The 21,241-nt window shown below is 28.5% G+C and carries 17 protein-coding genes and 1 pseudogene; 9 read left to right on the top strand and 9 right to left on the bottom strand.

Annotated features, from left to right (window positions below; translation table 11 throughout):
• Positions 1–215: 215 nt before the first annotated feature.
• The 3 genes from xerD to EPJ72_RS02765 all read left to right on the top strand — a co-directional run bounded on the left by xerD (position 216) and on the right by EPJ72_RS02765 (position 4,292).
• Positions 216–1,142, top strand: coding sequence for a site-specific tyrosine recombinase XerD (xerD, locus tag EPJ72_RS02775; RefSeq protein WP_147730728.1), 927 nt, complete (start codon positions 216–218; stop codon positions 1,140–1,142).
• A gap of 32 nt (positions 1,143–1,174) precedes the next feature.
• Complete coding sequence (locus EPJ72_RS02770; RefSeq protein WP_147730727.1) at positions 1,175–3,472, top strand: hypothetical protein; 2,298 nt, start codon at positions 1,175–1,177, stop codon at positions 3,470–3,472.
• A gap of 316 nt (positions 3,473–3,788) precedes the next feature.
• The gene (locus EPJ72_RS02765; protein ID WP_147730726.1) at positions 3,789–4,292 is read left to right on the top strand and encodes a tRNA (cytidine(34)-2'-O)-methyltransferase; all 504 of its coding nucleotides are present in this window, start codon (positions 3,789–3,791) and stop codon (positions 4,290–4,292) included.
• Here the strand turns inward: EPJ72_RS02765 and EPJ72_RS02760 are convergent.
• Entirely contained in the window at positions 4,289–6,055 is a 1,767-nt protein-coding gene (locus tag EPJ72_RS02760) for a sensor histidine kinase (protein ID WP_147730725.1), read from the bottom strand. The genes EPJ72_RS02765 and EPJ72_RS02760 overlap by 4 nt on opposite strands.
• A gap of 7 nt (positions 6,056–6,062) precedes the next feature.
• Positions 6,063–6,746: a response regulator transcription factor gene (locus tag EPJ72_RS02755; protein ID WP_147730724.1), complete on the bottom strand. Its 684-nt coding sequence runs from the start codon at positions 6,744–6,746 to the stop codon at positions 6,063–6,065.
• A 291-nt stretch (positions 6,747–7,037) separates the two neighbouring features.
• Here EPJ72_RS02755 and gltA point away from each other — a divergent pair, with 291 nt between their 5' ends.
• Together gltA and EPJ72_RS02745 are read left to right on the top strand one after the other, a co-directional pair.
• The gene (gltA, locus tag EPJ72_RS02750) at positions 7,038–8,435 is read left to right on the top strand and encodes an NADPH-dependent glutamate synthase (RefSeq protein WP_147730723.1); all 1,398 of its coding nucleotides are present in this window, start codon (positions 7,038–7,040) and stop codon (positions 8,433–8,435) included.
• 165 nt (positions 8,436–8,600) lie between these two features.
• Positions 8,601–10,895: a DUF3536 domain-containing protein gene (locus tag EPJ72_RS02745; RefSeq protein ID WP_147730722.1), complete on the top strand. Its 2,295-nt coding sequence runs from the start codon at positions 8,601–8,603 to the stop codon at positions 10,893–10,895.
• Here EPJ72_RS02745 and EPJ72_RS02740 read toward each other — a convergent pair.
• The 5 genes from EPJ72_RS02740 to EPJ72_RS02720 all read right to left on the bottom strand — a co-directional run bounded on the left by EPJ72_RS02740 (position 10,892) and on the right by EPJ72_RS02720 (position 15,309).
• Positions 10,892–11,317, bottom strand: coding sequence for a hypothetical protein (locus EPJ72_RS02740; RefSeq protein ID WP_147730721.1), 426 nt, complete (start codon positions 11,315–11,317; stop codon positions 10,892–10,894). The genes EPJ72_RS02745 and EPJ72_RS02740 overlap by 4 nt on opposite strands.
• On the bottom strand, positions 11,314–11,718 hold the full coding sequence (locus tag EPJ72_RS02735) for a SoxR reducing system RseC family protein (protein ID WP_147730720.1): 405 nt from the start codon (positions 11,716–11,718) through the stop codon (positions 11,314–11,316). The genes EPJ72_RS02740 and EPJ72_RS02735 overlap by 4 nt, the downstream gene beginning before the upstream one ends.
• A 127-nt stretch (positions 11,719–11,845) precedes the next feature.
• Positions 11,846–13,078, bottom strand: coding sequence for a dicarboxylate/amino acid:cation symporter (locus tag EPJ72_RS02730; RefSeq protein ID WP_147730719.1), 1,233 nt, complete (start codon positions 13,076–13,078; stop codon positions 11,846–11,848).
• Positions 13,079–13,103: 25 nt separating this feature from the next.
• On the bottom strand, positions 13,104–14,303 hold the full coding sequence (locus tag EPJ72_RS02725) for a MalY/PatB family protein (RefSeq protein WP_147730718.1): 1,200 nt from the start codon (positions 14,301–14,303) through the stop codon (positions 13,104–13,106).
• A 280-nt stretch (positions 14,304–14,583) separates the two neighbouring features.
• Positions 14,584–15,309, bottom strand: a complete 726-nt coding sequence (locus EPJ72_RS02720; protein WP_147730717.1) for a HEAT repeat domain-containing protein — start codon at positions 15,307–15,309, stop codon at positions 14,584–14,586.
• 282 nt (positions 15,310–15,591) lie between these two features.
• On the opposite strand from EPJ72_RS02720, the gene EPJ72_RS02715 reads away from it, so the two are divergent.
• The 4 genes from EPJ72_RS02715 to pgsA are packed head-to-tail and all read left to right on the top strand — an operon-like array spanning position 15,592 to position 18,847.
• Entirely contained in the window at positions 15,592–16,527 is a 936-nt protein-coding gene (locus EPJ72_RS02715; RefSeq protein ID WP_147730716.1) for an ABC transporter ATP-binding protein, read from the top strand.
• On the top strand, positions 16,527–17,249 hold the full coding sequence (locus EPJ72_RS02710) for an ABC transporter permease subunit (RefSeq protein WP_147730715.1): 723 nt from the start codon (positions 16,527–16,529) through the stop codon (positions 17,247–17,249). The genes EPJ72_RS02715 and EPJ72_RS02710 overlap by 1 nt, the downstream gene beginning before the upstream one ends.
• Before the next feature lie 18 nt (positions 17,250–17,267).
• The gene (locus EPJ72_RS02705; protein ID WP_147730714.1) at positions 17,268–18,260 is read left to right on the top strand and encodes a DUF4340 domain-containing protein; all 993 of its coding nucleotides are present in this window, start codon (positions 17,268–17,270) and stop codon (positions 18,258–18,260) included.
• A 29-nt stretch (positions 18,261–18,289) separates the two neighbouring features.
• The gene (gene pgsA / locus EPJ72_RS02700; RefSeq protein WP_147730713.1) at positions 18,290–18,847 is read left to right on the top strand and encodes a CDP-diacylglycerol--glycerol-3-phosphate 3-phosphatidyltransferase; all 558 of its coding nucleotides are present in this window, start codon (positions 18,290–18,292) and stop codon (positions 18,845–18,847) included.
• Between the two features lie 131 nt (positions 18,848–18,978).
• On the opposite strand, the gene EPJ72_RS02695 is transcribed toward pgsA, so the two are convergent.
• Positions 18,979–20,325: a TldD/PmbA family protein gene (locus EPJ72_RS02695; RefSeq protein WP_147730749.1), complete on the bottom strand. Its 1,347-nt coding sequence runs from the start codon at positions 20,323–20,325 to the stop codon at positions 18,979–18,981.
• Between the two features lie 4 nt (positions 20,326–20,329).
• Positions 20,330–21,040, bottom strand: a pseudogene (locus EPJ72_RS02690) (TldD/PmbA family protein); the annotation flags it as partial.
• Positions 21,041–21,241: the final 201 nt, after the last annotated feature.

Genomic DNA, 21,241 nt, shown 5'->3' with positions numbered 1-21,241 from the left:
ACTTTTTTATATCAAATAATAAAAAATAATGAAAATAACATTTAATTTTTAAAATATTTAATATTATTTAAACATAATAATATTATAAACAATATATTATGTTTAAATATATTGTTTATATTACCGATAATATATACAAGTGAACAGAATATTATAAAATTTTTATGTTTACTAAATTATGTATATATATATCTTAAAGAAAGAGGCAATATTAAATGTCAGTGAAGCAAATTTCAGATCAAGAAATATTATCAATGTATTTAAATTATGAGTCAATGGAGAAAGGTTTATCACTAAATACACTAGAGTCTTATAGAAGAGACATAGTAATATATTTAGATTTTATAGGCAGAAATAAGAAAACAATATTAAAAGCTACTAGAAAGGATATAGAAAAGTTCTTGAGTGAAAGAAAAGAGCATGGTTCAAAGTCTAGAACAGTTGCAAGAAATAAAGTAAGTATAGTTAATTTATATAAATTTTTAGTAATGGAAAATTATATTTCTAAGAACCCTACTGATAATTTAGAGGTAATACGTTTAAAAAGAGTGTTGCCAGAATCTTTAACTACTCAAGAGGTTGATGATTTACTTGCTGTGCATAATGAAAAAACAGATAAAGGTTTAAGAGACAAGGCGATATTTGAGCTTATGTATTCTTCCGGACTTAGAGTTAGTGAAATTTGTTCATTGAAAATAGAAGATATATTTTTTGATGAGAAGTATTTAAAAATTTGCGGTAAAGGTAAAAGGGAGAGAATAGTTCCTATTAATGATAAGGCTTTAGATATTTTGAAGAGATATATTCAAACTAGTAGAGTAGTGATGGTTAAGGGTAAAAAGACCAGTGAGTTATTTTTAAACTTTAGAGGAGATAAAATTTCTAGGGTAGGTATTTGGAAAATAGTAAAAGAGGCAATGAAAAAAAGCGGTATAGAAAAAAATGTTTATCCTCATACTTTAAGACATAGTTTTGCTACACACTTACTTCAGCATGGTGCAGATTTAAGATCAGTTCAGAGAATGTTAGGTCACTCTGATATTACTACAACTGAAATATATACACATGTTGATTCAACACATTTAAAAAAACAAATTACCAAACATCCTAAATATACAAAACATACTAGACAAAACAGTTAAAAAAATAAAATAATAATTGGAAACTACTTTATATGAAAAAAAGCATTATAGCAACTACAATACTATTACTTATAGCAACATCTCTTATACTTCTTACTTTTGGTATAGGAGAGAGGCTTACTATAATTAATTATAATAATAATCTGCAATATGCAATAGAAGAAGATAACAATAGCATAAGAACGCATAGAATAGATATGTATAATCCAGATTCTCTTACTTTAGTTCATAGTAAACCTATATTTAATGAATATAATTTGGCTGTAGATTTGGATGATTTTTATGTAGATGAAGATATAAGTGTGAGAGAAGATATAGACCTTTTTAATCAGGAATTATTATTGAGTGATGAAGAGATGAGCAGTGCAATGCCAAATCCTAATGTACTTCCTGCTATGGTTTTCTCTGGAAATACTACTGATAAAACTTCAGATAAATTAAGCAAGGCTATAGAAAATGCTATTGTTAATTCTAAGAAAAGAGATGCTCCTCGTGTTTCTATAGATTTGTCAAAAATTTCAGTATTTAGATATGATCCTGTAGTTATAAATGCTTCTATATATACAGAAGATAAAGTAGAAAATTTAAGTGTTTATGTAAGGTATAAGAAAGATAAAAGTGTAAGAAAGAATGTTGATGAGAGATATCCTATTAATGTATTTAAATTAAAAAATGCAGAGTATAAGGCAACTTATTTACATCCATTTGGAGGCGATTTGGGTGAATATCAGGCGGTTGTGCTTGTACAGACAAAAAGCGGAGTTTATGGTTATACAAAAGATTTTACTGTAAAAGGAAGACAATCTCCGCCTGCTAGAGAGACTAAAAAGATAACTACATTAGAATATGCTATAGATTTAACTACTAAAAAAATTCCTAATTTAGAAACAGGGGCACTAACAGAGGATTATAATGCCATATACGATTGGGTTCGCTATATGAAATGTGATACTTTGTGGGTAATAGGAGGACAGACTACTGGTTGGACTGGCGGTATTACTCCTGAAAAACCTTGGGCTTCTGCTATGATTAAGAATGTTGAGAATCTAGCTGCTTCAAAATCTAAGGGTAATGTTGAGCTTGGTGCTTATGTTATGAGTTATTTTGCTGCTGGCGGCGGACACAGAAAGGGCGGATATGAGGTTTCTGTTGGATATAATTCTAGTACAAAAAGTTTAGTTGAAAGCAGGCATATTTCTTTGGGCGACCCTAAGAGAGTGCAGGATATTATAGACATATTAAAAAGATATGATGCTAATCCTAATATATCATATATTGGTTTGGACTTTATTAGAACTGGTGAAGTTGATGGTTATGAGTTGGTTGATGAGATGGTAGAGCTTACTGGGGTTTATACTCCTGCTAATTGGTCTACAATGAACAAGGCTGCTCGTATGCGTTGGCTTGCTGTTAATAGAGGCAGAAAAGAAATAGGTATGAAATGGAGATGGTATAGAGCTCATAAAGAATCGCTTATTATAAAAGCAATAAAAGATTCTGGAATAAAGAAAAAATTATGGGCATTTACTCTGGGTTGGAATCATGGACAGGAGCATGGACAAGACCCTTATATGTTCTTTGATGCGGGTATTGATTATGATGCTGTTATGATATATGAGGCTAGCCGTCCTCAACATGTGGGTATGCTTGCAGCTTGGCCTAGATATTTGTCTGGAGAGTACAATGTTTTAGTTGGTAATATGATTGATAATAGGCTTCAAGACGGCAGTTTGAGACCTGAGCTTGAATATATGAGAAGAGTTTATGAATCTGAGGCTAAATTTAATAGAAGCAGCAGAATAAGAGGAATATTCTTCCATGATGTTTCAAGAATGTTATGGTCTAAATTTAGAGGTCCTAATACTATAAAAGAATGGGCTAATATTAATGCTTCTATAGTTTCAAGGATAGAAGAAAAATATTCTGAAAACCCATTCAATGTTACTGTGAAACTTGATGAGAGAAACAGAACAGGAGTACTTACTATAGTTAATAGAACTTCAAGAAGACTAAATAATGTTAGAATTAAAACTGATTTATATCAGGCATTAGCTGCTATTGTTCTAGATAGTGAAGTTGTTACAATAGATGCCGGAGACAGTGTAGAGATAGGATTTAAATATTCTTATGGCAGAAGCAGATATTCTTCACTTATGTCTCTTAGAGTTATGTCAGAATCAGGTGAAGAGAATGTTGCTGTTGCTTATACTCTTCTTAATTCACTTAGAGTTGTTGAGCCTAAAAAAGAGGAAGAAGAAGTGGAAGAAAAACCTGCTATTGTAGCTAAGGGTGAAGAGAGCAACAATGAAAAGGCTGTAAACGATAATTAATTAGAATATAATTAAAGGAGTCTTTTTAAAGGCTCCTTTTTTGATTTAACAAATATGTTTTGTTAGTTTTTTATAAATATAAATTATAATTTTTGTGAAATAAAATATTGTTATGTATTAAATATGCTATGAAATATAAAAATAACTTAAAAATGCAGTTCTTTTGCTTCTTTTATATCAATACCACGGGCACTTCCTTTGGTCGTAAAAGAAGTGGGGTGCTGCACGGTGTGTACTTCGTTAAGGGCAAAGCCCTGAAAATAATTAAAATAACAAACATTTTTGATAAACTTAAAGTTTTTTAGTATATATAAACATGAAAGAGAAAATTAATATAAGCAATGAAAACTTTAATGTGTCTATAGCATTATACAGACCAGAGATTCCTTCTAATACGGGCAATATAGGAAGGCTTTGCGTGGGACTAAACATACCGCTTCACATAGTTTCAAAACCATCATTCATACTGAGTGCAAAAGAGATTAGAAGGGCAGGGCTTGATTATTGGGAAAAATTAAATCTAATAAAACATGAAAATGAACACACCTTCTTAGAATATTGCAAAGAAAATAATAAAAGAATAGTGCCTATATCAAAGTTTGGACATATTCGTTATGATGAGTTTAATTATAGTGATAATGATATACTTTTGTTTGGAAGAGAAAGCACAGGTTTAAGAGAATCTATATGGGAAAATGATGCGGATAATTCTGTGTATTTGCCTATGAGTGATAATATACGCTCTATAAATGTATCAAATACCGCTGCTATAGTTTCTTATGAGGCATTTAGACAATTATGCTTAAATAAAAATATTTAAACCGCTTTCTTTATAGTTTTTTCTTTTTCTTCATTATACAACGTAAATACAACGCTTATCTCTGTACCAACATTTTCTTCGCTTTTTACATGTATATCAGCGTTATAATTATTGCATATATTTTTTACTATTGTTAGTCCAAGCCCCGTTCCATTGACTTTAAGATATTTGTTGTTTTTTACCCTAAAAAATCTTTCAAATATTCTGTTTAAATACTGCGGGGCTATTCCGCAGCCTGTATCTCTTACTGTAAAAATTGCTTTATCTTTATCGGTGCTTAGAATAATTTTTACGTTTCCGCCGTCATCTGTATATTTTATAGCGTTGTCTACAAGATTATTAACAACTTCTGTTATTTTTTCTTTATTAGCCATTATGAATGCAGATTCTATATTTAAGTCTATTGTAATATCTCTTTTTTGTGCTTTTAATTTATTACTATCATAAACATTAAGTATTATTTCTTTTATATCCATTTTCTCATCTACAGTCTCTTGCCAATTAGCCTCTATTCTGCTCAATGTAAGCATATCCATAACCAACTCTTTCATTCTTAATGCTTCTGAGTTTATTCTAGTTAAAAAATCATTTAATTTTTTTCCTCCGCCAGTAGCTAGCAAAAGTTCAGAATATCCCAAAATAGAAGTTAAAGGTGTTTTTAATTCATGAGAGGCATTAATAAAAAAGTCTTGTTTTTCTATTTCTAATTTTCTAATATCTGTAACATCTTCGAATTTTATTAAAGCGGATATATTTTCATTATTACGTATCGGTATAATTGTGATTTCTATATCCATATTATGTTCTTTTGAGTCAAACTTTGAGAACCTTCCTAATTCTATTGCATTGTCTATCTTTTTTATTACGTTTTCATCTTTTATTATTTCATTTAAATTATTGACTGTCTTTTCTCCAATATCCAAAAAATCTATGGCAAATTGATTAATAAAAAATATCTCTTTCTTCTTGTTAACGGCAATAATTCCCTGAGCAATATTTTCTAATACATAATTAAGTTTTTCTTTTTCTGTTTGATAAGCTATAATGTTATTATTCAAATCAACAGCAACTTCATTGATATCATAAATTATATTGTTAATATCATTAAACCCCGTAAGATTTTTTGGAGTAAGAGAACGATTATTATATATATTGTCTAGTGTTTCTTTAATAATATAGAAAGGATTCATAATATTTCTTGACATTATAGGAAGTACAAAAGCCATGAGTATTACAACAACCGTTATCACCATAACAGCATTAAATAAAAATGTAGTTAAATATTTATTAATAGAATCCATAGGAATAGATACTCTTAATATATAATCAACAAAGTCATCAGATTTAATTTTTTTTGATGCGTATATGTAAGGTGTTTTTTGGCTAATAGATGTGCTTATTGAAAAAGATGGCTCATCATTTGTATTATGCAAGGCTTCTATAACATCACTTCTATTATTATGGTTGCCGAGAGTTGTTTTTGCTGTGTCGCTTAAAGTATCGGCAATAACCACGCCATTGGTAGATATTATACTTATTCTCAATTCTTCTTTATCTGATTGTAATACAAAGTTTTTAAAATCTTCTTCTGTTTTAACATCATATATATTTATTTCTTTTTGAAGCATCTCTATAATATTCACAATCATTACTCTGCTGTACATAATATTATTATACTGTACTGTAAAGAGAATTCCTATAAACATTAAAGCACTTGATAATATAAGAATAAATAATGATTTTAAAAATATATTTCTAATCATAAAATAATTAAATTTCTATTAATTTATAACCCATTCCTCTAATAGTAATAATATTTTCCTTTTTTAAATCTAATTTTTGCCTAATAGATTTAATATGCATATCAATAGTTCTAGTTTCCATAGAATGCTCCACCCCCCAAACCTCTTCAAGCATCATCTCTCTATCTACAACATTATTAGCATTTTCCATAAGAAGTTTTAATAAGTCAAACTCTTTTTGTGTAAGAGGAATCTGCCTATCATTAACATATACAACTCTTTTTTTTACTATTAATTTAATTTCTCCAAAAGTCAATTCCTCTGTATCAATCCTCACATCTTTTTTTCTTAAGTTAGCTTTAATTCTAGCTATGAGTTCTAATACAGAGAAAGGCTTTGGTATATAATCATCAGCACCCAAATTAAGTCCAGTAACTATATTAATCTCACTAGATTTTGCTGTAAGCATTATTACTTTTATAGGTAAATGGGCATAATCGGTTCTTATTATTTTTAATATTTCAGTACCTTCCATATCAGGAAGCATAATATCCAAAAGTATTAAATTAGGTATATTATTTTTTAAAGCTTCAAGCATATCTTTACCATTACTAAAGCATTCTATATTAAACCCTGCTTCTTCAACAGTGTATTTAATTAAATCTCTTATATTATCATCATCTTCTACAGAATAAATAAGTTCTTTTTCCATAAAATTTCACTCTTCTATTATAATTTTTATTTTTTTGTATTATATATTCATTTTGTTCAATATACAAGTGTTTATCAATACAAAAAATTAAAAAACTTTATTTATGTATTTTATAACTATTATAAAACATCACTATAATATTTAATTAATAATTATATATTATAGTGAATTAGCTGTTTCTCATATTTATAAAATGACAATAATTTCGTTGCTATATTTTTATTTTATTGTATAATATTTTGGAATTATTTAATATTGGTCTATAAAGAAAATAGGAGAATATATATATATATGCCGCCAAGATCAAAATTAGGTGAGATACCTAGGCAGGAAATGCCGCAAAGAAGTGCCGAAGAGAGAAGAAATGATTTTAAAGAAGTTCCTCTCGGCTATACAGAAGAACAAGCGTATACTGAATCATTAAGATGTTTAGATTGTAAAGTTCCTCATTGTATGGAAGGCTGTCCTGCTAAAGTAAAAATTCCTGAGTTTATAGGGCTTATAGCAGAGAGAAAATTTTTAGAAGCTGCTAAGAAAATAAAAGAAACTAATGCATTGCCTGCAGCTTGCGGAAGGGTATGCCCTCAAGAAACTCAATGCGAACAGAGATGCGTTGTTGGTAAGAAATTTGACCCTGTTGCTATTGGTAAATTAGAGATGTTTGTTGCTGACTATGAAAGAAAACATGCTCAGTATGACGGTTTAAAAGTAGAAAAAAACGGCAAAAAAGTATGTATTATCGGTGCTGGTCCTGCTGGTTTAGCTTGTGCTGGAGACTTAATAAAATTAGGTTATGATGTTACAGTGCTTGAAGCTTTGCACACTATAGGCGGAGTACTTATGTATGGTATTCCAGAGTTCCGTTTGCCTAAAGAGTTAGTTGCTCACGAAGTAGAAAACCTTAAAAAAGATGGTGTTAATTTTAAAATAAATGAAGTTGCTGGTATATCTTTGGATTTCAATGAATTAAGAAAAGAATATGATGCTATATTCTTGGGTACTGGTGCGGGTCTTCCTGCTTTTTTAAATATACCTGGTGAAAATTACTGCGGAGTATATTCTGCTAATGAATATTTAACTCGTGTAAATTTAATGGGTGCTTATAAATTCCCAGAAGTTGATACTCCTGTTATAAAACATAAAAGAGTTGCTGTATTAGGCGGCGGTAATGTTGCTATGGACGCTTGCAGAACTGCTGTAAGACTTGGTGCTGAAAAGGTATATATAGTTTATAGAAGAACAGAAAAAGAGCTTCCTGCAAGAGTTGAAGAGGTTCATCATGCTATGGAAGAGGGTGTTGATTTTAGATTCTTAAGAGCGCCTTTAGAAATCATTGGCGATGAGAATGATAATGTAAAAGCAGTTAGAACTCAAGTTATGGAGCTTGGTGAGGCTGATGCTGACGGAAGAAGAAAACCTGTGGCTGTTGAAGGAAAAACTGAAGATATAGAAGTTGATGCTGTTATTATTGCTATAGGTACTACTCCTAATCCGCTTATATCTAGAAAAGTGCCTGAATTACAAACTACTAAAAAAGGTACTTATGTAATAGATGAAGAAACAGGTGCTACTTCTGTAGAGGGTGTATTTGCCGGCGGTGATGCTGCCCGCGGTGCTGCTACTGTTATACTTGCTATTGGTGACGGTAAAAGAGCTGCTGCTGGTATACATAAATATTTATCTAAGTAAAAATATATCTAAATAATAAAATAAGCCCGATGCTATTGTATTGGGCTTTTTTATGCTTAAAAAACAAATCTTTATTTCGATAATTAAAATAAAAATTATTTACTTGCAAATATATGTAAGTTTGATTATACTATGAAATAATCTTTTTATGTTAGGATTCTCATTATGAAATATTTAATATTGCATGGACATTTTTATCAGCCTCCAAGAGAAAATCCATTTTTGGGAGAGATAGAAAAGGAGATAAGTGCATCACCTGCTCATGATTGGAATGAAAGAATAACTAATGAATGCTATAGTCCAAATGCATATTCAAGAATATTAGACGGCTATGGCAGAATTACGGATATGTCTAATAATTATCAGTATATAAGCTTTAATTTTGGACCTACTTTGTTGGATTATATTGCTGATAAGAAGCCTGATTTATTACAGAGAATATTAGAGGCAGATAAACTTAGTATAGAAAGATTAGGATATGGTAATGCCATTGCTCAGGTTTATAACCATATAATTTTACCGCTTGCCAAAAAAGAAGATATGGTGGTGCAGATTAAATGGGGACTTTACAATTTTGAAAAATATTTCAAAAGAAGGTCAAAAGGAATATGGCTTTCTGAAACTGCTATAAATTTAGATGTTGTTGATGCTTTATGCGACTGTGGAGTTAAGTTTACAATACTCTCTCCATATCAGGCACATTATGTTAAGGGTATTACTCAAAGTGATGTATCTGGTGCAAGAATAGACACATCAAAACCTTATTGGCTTTATGGACATAATGGTAAGAGAATCGCTGTATTTTTTTATGACCCTTATATATCTAATGCTATAGCTTTTGAGCATTTACTTTGTTCTGCTGAAAAGTTAGCTGAGAGAATAAGAAATGCTTATGGAGATAGGAAGCTTGTTAATATTGCCACTGATGGTGAGAGTTATGGTCATCATGAGCCTTTTGGGGATATGTGTTTAGCAAGGTATTTTCAAGACAATATTCACTATGATAATATTACGCCTACAAATTATGAGCATTATTTGAGTATATGTACTCCTACTGAAGAGGTGATATTGCATGAAGGCGAAGGTAAAAGAGGAACTTCTTGGAGCTGTTCGCATGGTGTTGAGAGGTGGAGAAGCAATTGCGGATGCGGAGGAGATGGGATTATTGACTTATCTTGGAGAAAAGGGCTTAGAGATGCTTTTGATATACTTAGAAATATGCAAGACAAATTATTTGCATTATTTTTAAACTTTACTAATGAATCTAGAAACTCTATTAGAGAAGAGTATGTTAGGGCTATATATAATGATTCTGATGCTAAAGATTTATACGAAATATGCTCTAAACATATATCTTTTAAAGAGTTTATATTTTTAATGGAATCTTATAAATATTCATTATTTTCTTATACTTCTTGCGGATGGTTTTTTGAAGATGTTTCTAGGATAGAGCCTATTAAAAATATGCAGTATGCTGAGAGGTCTTTTCATTATGCTAGAATGCTTGTTAAAGATAAAAATGCTCCTTTTGTAGAAGAGGCTTATCAGAAATTTTTAGAAGCGTTAGAAACTTCAATTAGTAATAAAAAAGAACATCATAATGCTAGATATTTTTATGAGAAAAATGCTAAGATAGATTTATTTACTAAGCTTTATATTATTAACCAATTTATATTTAATTTAATTGCTAGCGATTATAAAGAAAAAGAAATAAATATTTTTAAACATAATATTAAAGCTACTCTAATAGATAATAATCATATTGAAGGAGTAATGAGTGATAATATAACAGCCGATTTATATTTTAAAGTTGATAATATTAAAGAAGATTATGAATTAAAAAATGATATTACACTTTCTGAAAATAAAGATTGTAATGATAATTTAGTATATACTATGCGATTGAAAGATTTAAGTTCTGATGTTAGAGATAAATTTGCAGATTCTTTATTTAAAGAAGACATATCTAAACTAGATGATATAATGCATAAAATATATCCTGAATATGAAAAACTATTTAAATATTTTAACACAAATGGTATTACACCAGATTATGACTATAGAAGATTAATGGGAGCTATGGATTCTCCTATATTAAGAGAGCTTATATTATCAAAAGGAAGAGATGCCTATGATGAGGTGTCTAAAGAATTAAAAGATGCTAGAAATGCTGGTATATTTATTTCTAACAGTGGTATATCTAAAGTTGTTGGAGAGAATATTAAAAAGGCATTAAATGAGCTATATGAAACTGGAAATGGAAAAATAATATTTGATTTATTGAGAGATATTAAGTTTTTATCTAATAATGATATGCCTATAGACAGAAACACTTATGAAAATATCTTTTATAAGATACTTCTAAAATATAAAGGACTTCTTATAAGCTTTGATGAAGAAGAGAAAAAATTATTTGTAGAGCTTGGATATTGGCTTAACTTTAATATGGATAATATTTAATTGTTTGTATTATTTTTTAGTTTTAGTGTTCCATTTACTAATGATATAGCAACATCAAAAGAATTGTTAGTGTAGGAATGAATATTGATTCTTATTACTTTATTAGGGTTTATTGAGCTTTTTGCTAGTTCGACACTTCCATTTTCTTTGCCAAAATCATTATGCTGAGTGATATAATATCCTTCATTTTTCCATAAATAATTAGCATACTTTACGCTATTATATAAAGCATTAGTATCATTTTTAAAAGTATATATATAGTTATCTTCAAACTTTTCTATTTTTGGTTTTATTTCCAAAGAAGTAATTTTATAAACAGAAGATATAGTATCATTACCTATCTTGTAAAAAGTTTCATAATTAGTTTTGCAAGATGCAAATAAAAATAACATCAAAACAAATATTATATATTTAATTTTCATAAATTATTTTTTGCTATTATATTAGCTATAATCTTATTATTTTTTTTCAATTTTAGTACGCCAAAAAACACATAAACAAAAAAGAACACAAAAGAAATCATAGGTCCTAAATCATGATTAATATTAGCAATTTTAGATATATAATTTCCAATAAAATATCCTATTATAAGACATATTAATGGTATTATATATACAAAGAAATTAGTAGACTTTTTAAGTTCTTCAACTTCTATAATAACATTATCCCCATTAGAAGCATTTATATTATTAATAGCTCTTAATGTAACAGGTTTGCCAGTAGAGCATATTTTACAACCATCGCAGCTTGAACTTCTTTGTAATTGTACTTTAGCAATATTGTTATTATATGTTTCTAAAACAATAGCTAACTCTCTTCTCATATTATTATCCTTTTGTAGAAAGTAAATATTATTATATAATATTGAATAATAAATATCAATTATGTCATTTAACATAATAAAAAAGCATGCCATTAATTTTAGCATGCTTTTATTTTTTATAATATTTTTAGGATTGTGTAAGTTTTTGTTTGAACCAATCTTTTCCTTCTACTACTCTAGATACCAACATAGAAGCCACAGTATCACCAACAGCATTAACCATAGTAGCAGGCGGGTCTACAAGTATACCAATTGTAGCTATAATAGCAAAAGCTTCAGGAGGAAATCCATATAAAGAAACGATTAACATTTCTCCTATTAATCCGCCTCCGGGTATAGCACCCATAGCAACTCCAGAAAATACAGCAAATATAATAGCACCAATCCAAGTTTCTATGCTGTTAAAAGGCATTCCAAATATACCAAATAGGAAAGAGATTTTTAAAATACCACTTAAACAAGTTCCGTCCATATGTGTAGTAGAACCTATAGGCAATACTATATTTCTAATATCTTCTTTAACTCCTATATTTTCTGCTGCTTCCAAATTTACAGGCAATGTAGCTAATGAGCTTTGAGTTGATAAAGAAGTAATTATAGGAGCTATTAAGTGTTTTAATGATTTTAAACCATATTTACCAGCAGCAATATACACATAAATAGGGAAAAATATTATGAGGTATAAAAATGCTACAGGATAATATATAGCACAAGCTCTTGCATAACTTCCTAATAATTGCGGACCAAATGTACCAACTAAATTAGCAAAATAAGCACCCAAACTTATAGGAGCATAATACATTATTATATATATTAATTTCATAAATACTTCATTAGCCGCATCAAGTATTTTTACAAGCGGTGCTGCCTTTTCACCAACTAGTTTTACAGCAAAGCCGAAAAATATAGAAAATATAATCATAGGAAGCATATTATTAATTGAAAGTATATCCACAAAGTTGCTTACAGTTATCATCTTTACTATTTGTTCAGATACTTTAGGAGCCTGCATATCATTTACCACTTCCATAGGTATATTAACACCCTGAGCAGGATTAAACATTACAGAAACAAAAACCATTATAGAACCTGCAATAATACCTGTGATAAAAAATATTATAAACATAGTAGCTACAATTTTTCCTAATCTCTTCATGTTGTCCATCTGCACAATAGAGTTGCTTATAGATACAAATATTAAAGGTACTACAACAGTAAATAGTAAATTAATAAATATATCTCCAAATGGTTTTAATACTGATGCTTTTTCTTTGAATACTAAACCAATAATACTTCCTATAATTACGCCTGTTAAAAGCATAATAGGAAATCTGTAGTTTTTCCAAAAGTTATTTTTCATTTTTTAATCTCCTAATAATTATATATTATTTATAATTCTTATTTTTTAATTGCGATACAACTCTATCAACAAATAATTGTATATATTTAAAATCTGTTGCAATATTTACTCTTATAAATCCTTTATAATTTTCAGAGAACCACTCTCCAAAGTCTATAGCTATTTTACAATCATCTTGTATAAATTCTTTTACTCTCTCTGGATTAACAACCTTTCTTAAATCTATAAAAGGCAAATAAGTTCCTTCTAAAGGGCTTGTTATTATCTCAGGTACTTTTGCTTTTAATTCATATCTTATATATTCGTAATTTCGTTTTAATGTTTTTAAAAGTCCGTCAAGCCAATCTGAACCATATCTATATGCAGCTTCTGTAGCAACCATTCCTAATAAACTTAGCTCTGTTCTATTGATAGTGTTTACATATTTATTATATCTTTCTCTCATCTTTTCATCTGGTATTATAATATGAGAGTTTAGAAGACATGCTAAGTTAAATGTTTTTGAAGCTGAAGATAATACTATTAATCTATCTAAGTATTTTTCTTTATTTTTTATAGAAAGTGCAGAAATAAATGGTCTTACCCCTAAATTCATATCTTGGTGAATCTCATCAGAAATAATGTATACGTTATGCTTTTTACATATATCAAAAGCTTTATCTATCTCTTCATCTGTCCAAACTCTTCCAGCAGGGTTATGAGGGTTACAGAATATCATTAGTTTTACATTATTTTTTACTATATCACTTTCTAATTTTTCAAAGTCAATTGAGAATATTCCATTATCATTTTTTAATTCACATTTTATTAAATTTCTTTCATTGTCTTTAACAGCATTATGAAAAGGATAATAAACAGGAGTAAGGATTACAACACTATCACCCTTATTAGTAAAAGCATTCACTAACCAATATAATGCAGTTACTAAGCCTGTTGAAAAATTTATCCATTCTTCTTTTAAATCTATATTGTATCTGCTTTTCTGCCAATTAAAAAAAGCTTCAAAATAGCTGTCCCATAAAACAGTATATCCAAAAACACCATGAGACACTCTTTTATTTAAAGCTTCTATAACTTCATCTGGAGCTCTAAATTCCATATCAGCAACCCACATAGGGATTAAACCATCTACCTTAAATCTTCTATCTTTTTTTGTTTCCCATTTCTGAGAATTCGTATTTTCTCTGTTCACTAAATATTTACTATTAAATTCTTCTATAGTCATAAAAAATCCTTAGAACTATTATTACAATATTAATAGTATATTCATTTATTTTTTTATATCAACCAATGAAACTATATTTAATTAATATAATATTATTAAGCATTATATTGCTATAGAGAAATCCTCAAAATATATTTAAATAAAAAAGGATTATATGTTATTAATTTATATAAATATATGAATACTAATAGAAATATATACGTTTTATTAATTAAAAAAGTCCATCTATTACATTATAATAGACGGACTTTTTATTATATATTATAAAAATATATTATTATTATTGCTGAGTAGTTTCAGTATTTTGCTGAGTGTTATTGTTATTAGCAGCAGGTTTAATATTTTTAATAGCATCTACAGCAGCTTGTCTAATAGCTAAGAAATATTGATCATCTTGAGAAAGGTCTATTAAATCACCTAAAGCCATAGGACTTCCTATTTTACCTAAAGCAACAGCTACTTCATAAACTATACCTTGAGTTCTTCCTAATCTTAATTGGAAAAGTAAAGCAGGAACAGCTTTTTCACTTCCTATATCACCTAAAGCTTGTACAGCAGCTATGATATTGAAAGTTTCTTGTTCAGCAAAAAGCATTTGAGATATATAATCTACACTAGTTTCAGATTTAGCAACTTTTGCAGCTTGTAATGCTTGATATCTTACATCAGAATCAGAATTAGAACCAGAAGTACCTAAACCATAGCCAACATATCTGTTAATTGTTCTTATAGCTAAATCGCTAGTAGCACCTTTTTTGCTTAAAGCTTCAAAACATAATGCTTTAACTGATGGCGAACCTGTTTCTATAGCATTAATTAAAAGCGTTTCATCTTGATTAATTAAAGCATCTACAAAGTTTTGATCTAATTGTTCTCTTGGTTTTTCACCTGTTGTATTATTAGAGTTTTGAGTAGTAGTTGTATCTGTTGTTGTTGTTTCTTGTGCAAACATTGTTGCTAGAGAAAATGCAAAAACTAGCATTGAAATAGATATTTTTTTGAGCATTATATCCCCCCATTGATATTTGTTTTTAATGATATATTTATTGTGAAATAATTGCAAGCAGTTTACATAAAAAATTACAATATATAACTCGAATTATTTTTTCTAAATATTAAATTAATTTTTTGTTTTCTTAGTAATAATTAATTATTATTTACTTGAATTAACATAATAAACATTTTATAATTGTAGTTGAGATTTTATGTTTTTTATTTTATAATGTTTTCTTATTAGTTTAGATTATAGAGCTTTTAATAAATGTTTTTTAAGGATATATTATAAAAAATGATTTCAGTTAAGAATTTAACTAAATATTATGATGATTTTCAGGCTTTGAAAGGCATTAGCTTTGAAATAAAATCTGGAGAGATTGTAGGCATATTAGGACCTAATGGTGCAGGGAAATCTACTACTTTAAGAATATTAACATCATACCTTTCTCCTACAAGCGGAGATGCTATTATAGATGGAAAAAGTATTTTAGATAAAGATATAGAGATAAAAAAAATAATAGGATATCTTCCAGAGTCTGCTCCTTTATATAATGATATGTGTGTTTTTGATTATTTGGTTTATATGGCAGATATACAGGAGTTAGACAGAAATAAATTGTCAGATAGGCTTAATTATGTAGTAGAGGCTTGTTCACTTAAAGATGTAATATCAAAACCTATAGGAGAGCTTTCTAAGGGTTATAAGCAGAGGGTAGGGCTTGCTGGTGCTATTATACATGACCCTAAAATACTTATATTAGATGAACCTACAAATGGTCTTGACCCTAATCAGATTGTTGAAATTAGAGAGCTTATTAAAGAACTTGGAAAAGAAAAAACTGTTTTAATATCTACTCACATATTAAGTGAAGTTGAAGCTGCTTGTTCGAGGGCTATTATTATAAACAAAGGAACTATTATTGCTGATAATGACCCTAAACATCTAAGTGTTGACAATAAAATATCATCTATTAAACTTTCTCTAAAAACTAATGACAGCTTTGAAATTATAAAAACAAAATTAAATAGTTTAGATAATATTAAAGATATAGTTTTAATTGAAGAAGATGATAATATAAAAACAATTACTATAAAAACAACTGACAAAGAGCCTATTGAAAAAATATATAAATTTATTAAAAATACTGATTGGATAATATATGAGTTTGTGAAAGAGAAAGAGAACTTAGAAACTGTATTCCATACACTAACTAAAGGAGAAAATTAATGACTAATATTTTTTCTTTTAATAAAACAAAAATAATATTAAAAAAAGAATTAAAACATATATTTTTATCTCCAATAGCTTATATATTTTCTGCTATATTTTTAATAGCTTCAGGAATATATTTTTTCTCAAGATTTTTTATATTATCACAAAATGATATGCAAGATTATTTTTCAATTTTGCCTTTTATACTTTCTCTAATAATACCGCCTATTACAATGGGGTTATTATCGAGTGAGTTTTCAAGCGGTTCTTATGAATTAATAAGCACTCAATCTGTAACTACATTAGACATTATAATGGGTAAATTTTTATCTGCTGTAGTATTTATGCTTTTTGCTTTAGTGCCTACAATACTATATCCTATCACTTTGCTTTTTTTGGGCAGATTAGATATTGGTCCTGTGATAGGCGGATATGTTGGAAGTGTGTTTTTAATATCTGCTTTATGTGCTATAGGGGTGTTTGCTTCATCTGTTACAAAAAATCAGATAATAGCTTTAATTGCTGCTTTGGCTATAATGATATCTTTAAATATATTATTAAAATTTTTAGGGCTTCTTTTTCCTAATACTTCTAATTTTATATTATTTATTAGCGGAGATTATCATTTTGCTAATATCGCAAGAGGGGTAATAGATTTAAGAGATATTGTTTATTTTCTTTCTGTAACAACTATATTTTTGTATTTAGCTAATATCATTCTTCAAAATAGAAAATAATAAAATTAGGATAAACATATGAATAAAAATATAAGAAAAATAATAATTCTTTTAGTTGTATTAATAATTATTAGCTTTGCTGCTTTCTTTACCACTAAATATAAAAAAGAGCAATTAATAGCAAATAAGCCAAGAACTCAGATTTTTGAGCTTAATGAAACAAATGTAAATAAATATCATCTTGTATATGATAATGAAGATATAACAGTTGAAAAAAAGAATAATATTTGGACTATAACTTCTCCAGAGAACAATTATAAAATTGATCAAATGGAAGCTTTTGCTAATGTTAAGAACTTTAATACTCTTAATATAGATTTAATAATAACAAATTTAAGTGAAGTTTCTTCTTTTGGTTTGGATAATCCAAGCAATGAGTTTACAGTTTGGGATGGCAAGAAGGAACATAAAATATATGTTGGAAATAAAACTCCTGACGGTGAGAGATATTATGTGAAGTATAATGATGAGTATTTTAGCGTGGAGTATATTTATATAGAGGCTATTAAAAAAACAATAGATATGTTGAGAGATAAAGAGATATTTGAAAGCCCTATAGTTTTAGATTCTGTAAAAATGATAGAAATTGCTACTAAAGATTATACTAACACAATAAATAAATTAAATAGAACTAATTGGGTTGTAGATGATTTGGGTGAGCAAACAGATTTAGATAAGGCATATAGAGATTTTACAGCTTTAGCTTTGGTGAAGGCATCTGCTTTTGTATACGATCAAGATTTAATGAAGCAATTATTTAAGATACCAGATGCTGTTATTACAATATATATGCAAGATAATACAAAAGAAGTTTATGAATTAATTTATACTGTAGATGATAGAATATACGTAAAACCTAAAAGCGATATAGTTTATGAGGTAGATTATTCTATATATGATGCAGCTATGAGAAGTAAAGATTATTATGAAAAAAGCGATAGTGTAGAAGATAATGAAGAAGCATTAAATTCTGAAGATAGTCTTAAATTATACGAAGGTTTAGAAAAATAATTTTATAAAAATAATTTAAGGATAAAACTATGAAAAAACATATTCCTAATTTACTTAGCTTTAGCAGAATTATTTTATCGCCATTAGTGATATTTTTGTATTTTTATAATTCTATTATTACAGCAGTGCTTGCTTTAATATTTTTAATTATATTAGAGATAACTGATGCTTTAGACGGTATGCTCGCAAGAAAATTAAATATAGTAAGTGATTTGGGTAAAGTGTTAGACCCTTTTGCTGATACTGTTTTTCATATTACTATGTTTACAATATTTTTGTATGAGGGCTCTATGCCTATGTGGATGTATATTATTTCGCTTTATAGGGATATGTTTTCTATGTTTGTAAGGATACTTGGAGGGCTTAGGGGATTTGCTGTGGCTGCCAAGTTTAGCGGTAAATTAAAAACTGCTTCAAGGGCTCTTGCTGTTGTGATAATATTTTTAATAAAGATACTAAAATATACTTCTATAGTTTTACCTTATGATAAGATAATATACTATAGTTTACTTGTTGTAACAATTATTACAATATATTCATTTTTTGATTATATGCCGCTTCTTAAAGGAAAGACAGAGAAGAAATAAGTATTTTTATCGTTTTTTATTTAATATTTAGTATGTAAAATAAATTAGTATTGTATTTTTATATGCACTTTTTGCAACTTTTTGCGGCGGGAAAAAGTTGAATAAAATAAAAAACTTTAAAATTTCCAGTATTAGCTCGAAAATGATAGCTCTTTTATCAAGGCACTTGGTGTGTATATAGATGAATGATGATAGTCTGTATCATTGGCAAGCATTTCTATATTGTTTAGAAAATCTAATATATTTCCTGATACTATAAACGGATTTGCTGTGTGTGATAATTTGCCGTTTTCTATTTTTATTCCTTCTGCTTGAAGAGAGAAATCTCCGCTTATAGAGTTTACGCCTGCATGAATACCTGCGAGTGAGTTTACTAGTATGCCCTCTTTTATTTGTAATATTAGTTCTTCTTGAGTATTATCTCCATTTTCTAAAATTAAATTATGGCATGATATACCTATAGAAGTTTTAAATCCTCTTGATGCATGAGAGGTAGTTTTTCTGTTTTCTTTTCTTGCTGTATAATTATTGTATAGATAGCTATTTAATACTCCATTTGTGATGATATTTAAATCTTTTGTAGCAGAGCCTTCTCCGTCAAAATTAGTATTGGCTAGTCCATTATCAAACATTGGAATATCTTTTATATTTATAATCTCGCTTGCTATTTTTTTGCTTAATTTGCCTTGAAGGAGAGATAATTGTTTTTGCACGGCCTCAGAAGAAAATAATGATAAATAAGCTCCAAGCATTGTTCTCATAGCTTTGCTTGTAAAAACAGTTTTGTATTTTCCGCTTTTAATCTCTTTAGCTTCCAATTTACTTACAACATTATCAACTATATTTTTGCAAAAACTATCAATATCAAATTTAGTGTCTTTTGAAGAATAAACATCAAAAAAAGTCTTTACAGCATTAGAATCTTTTGCTATTACTTCGGCATAATATGATATACTGTTTTTTTTCTCTTCCTTGCATATTCCATTGCTGTTTATAATATGTTTAGAAAAATCGTATCTTGCCAATCCGCAGGAATGTACATTTACAATTCTTTTATCTAATGAATATAATTTATCTTCTATTGAAAGCGATATTTTTTTTAGTTCATCGTTTGTTAAATTGGTTATGTCATCATTAATTAAATTGTATGCTTTCTCTTCGCTTTCTTCTATAAGTGTGTTAAACTCTGGTTCTGATGCGGCATATTTAAGAGAGTTTTTAGCATTATTAATTAAATTATTTATGTTTTCATCATTAAAGTCAATTTTTTCAGTGAAGCTTACACCCACTTGACCATTTTTTATTAGCCTTAAACCAATTCCTCCTGATTCGGCAAAAGTATATTTATCTAAATCTCTTTCTCTAACAGTAAACTCTTCTTCTCCGCTATTAGACATATAAATCTCTATTTTATAATCATTATCTAATTTATTTTTGATTATATTAAATATCTCTTTTATTTTTTCGCTTCTCTCCATTTTTTTATCTTCCTCCAACTGTAAGCTCTTTTACTCTAATAGCAGGCTGCCCAACTGTAGTAGGCACACTTCCAGAAATACTTCCGCATATTCCGTCAGCTAATTCTAAATTTGATGATACAGCTTCTATATTCATAAGAGTTTCATCTCCTCTTCCTATAAGCGTAGCACCTCTTACAGGTTTAGTGATTTTACCGTTTTCTATTAAATATCCTTCAGATACAGCAAAGTTATAATCTGTAGTAGCAGGGTACACCGAACCTCCTCCCATCTTTTTAGCATAAAGTCCGTACTCTATACCAGATATAAGTTCTTCAAAAGTGGAGTTTCCTTTATCAATGAAAGTGTTTCTCATTCTTGAAGTAGGGGCATATTTGTAGCTTTCTCTTCTTGCACTTCCTGTAACTTTTTGATTCATCTTTATAGAACCAAGCTCATCAACCAAATAGCTTTTAAGTATTCCATTTTCTATTAAAACAGTTCTCTGTGCATCATTGCCTTCATCATCAATATTATAACTTCCCCAAGCATTTTTTATAGTGCCGTCATCTATAGCAGTAACAACATCAGAAGCTATTTTTTTGCCTAATTTATTACAGAAAACACTAGCATTATCAGCAACAGCAGTAGCCTCTAAAGCATGCCCGCAAGCTTCATGGAATATTACTCCCCCAAAAGCATTGTCTATTACAACAGGATACTTTCCAGATTTTGGTGTTTAGGAGTATGAGATATTGGACATTTTTTAGTATAAAAAAAGCAGTATCCTTGTTATAATATTTTGAACAGAAAACAAATAAAAAGGATGCTACTATGAAAAAAGATTATAGCACAGAATTTAAATTATTTATAGTGGATGAAGCATTAGAAACTAAAAATATTAAAAGATTTTTAAAGATAGAAGAAATACCCAAAT

Source organism: Brachyspira pilosicoli, assembly GCF_008016535.1.
Classification (GTDB): domain Bacteria; phylum Spirochaetota; class Brachyspiria; order Brachyspirales; family Brachyspiraceae; genus Brachyspira; species Brachyspira pilosicoli_A.
The sequence above is the reverse complement of the archived record's forward strand: the minus strand, read 5'-3'. Positions and strand labels throughout refer to the sequence as shown.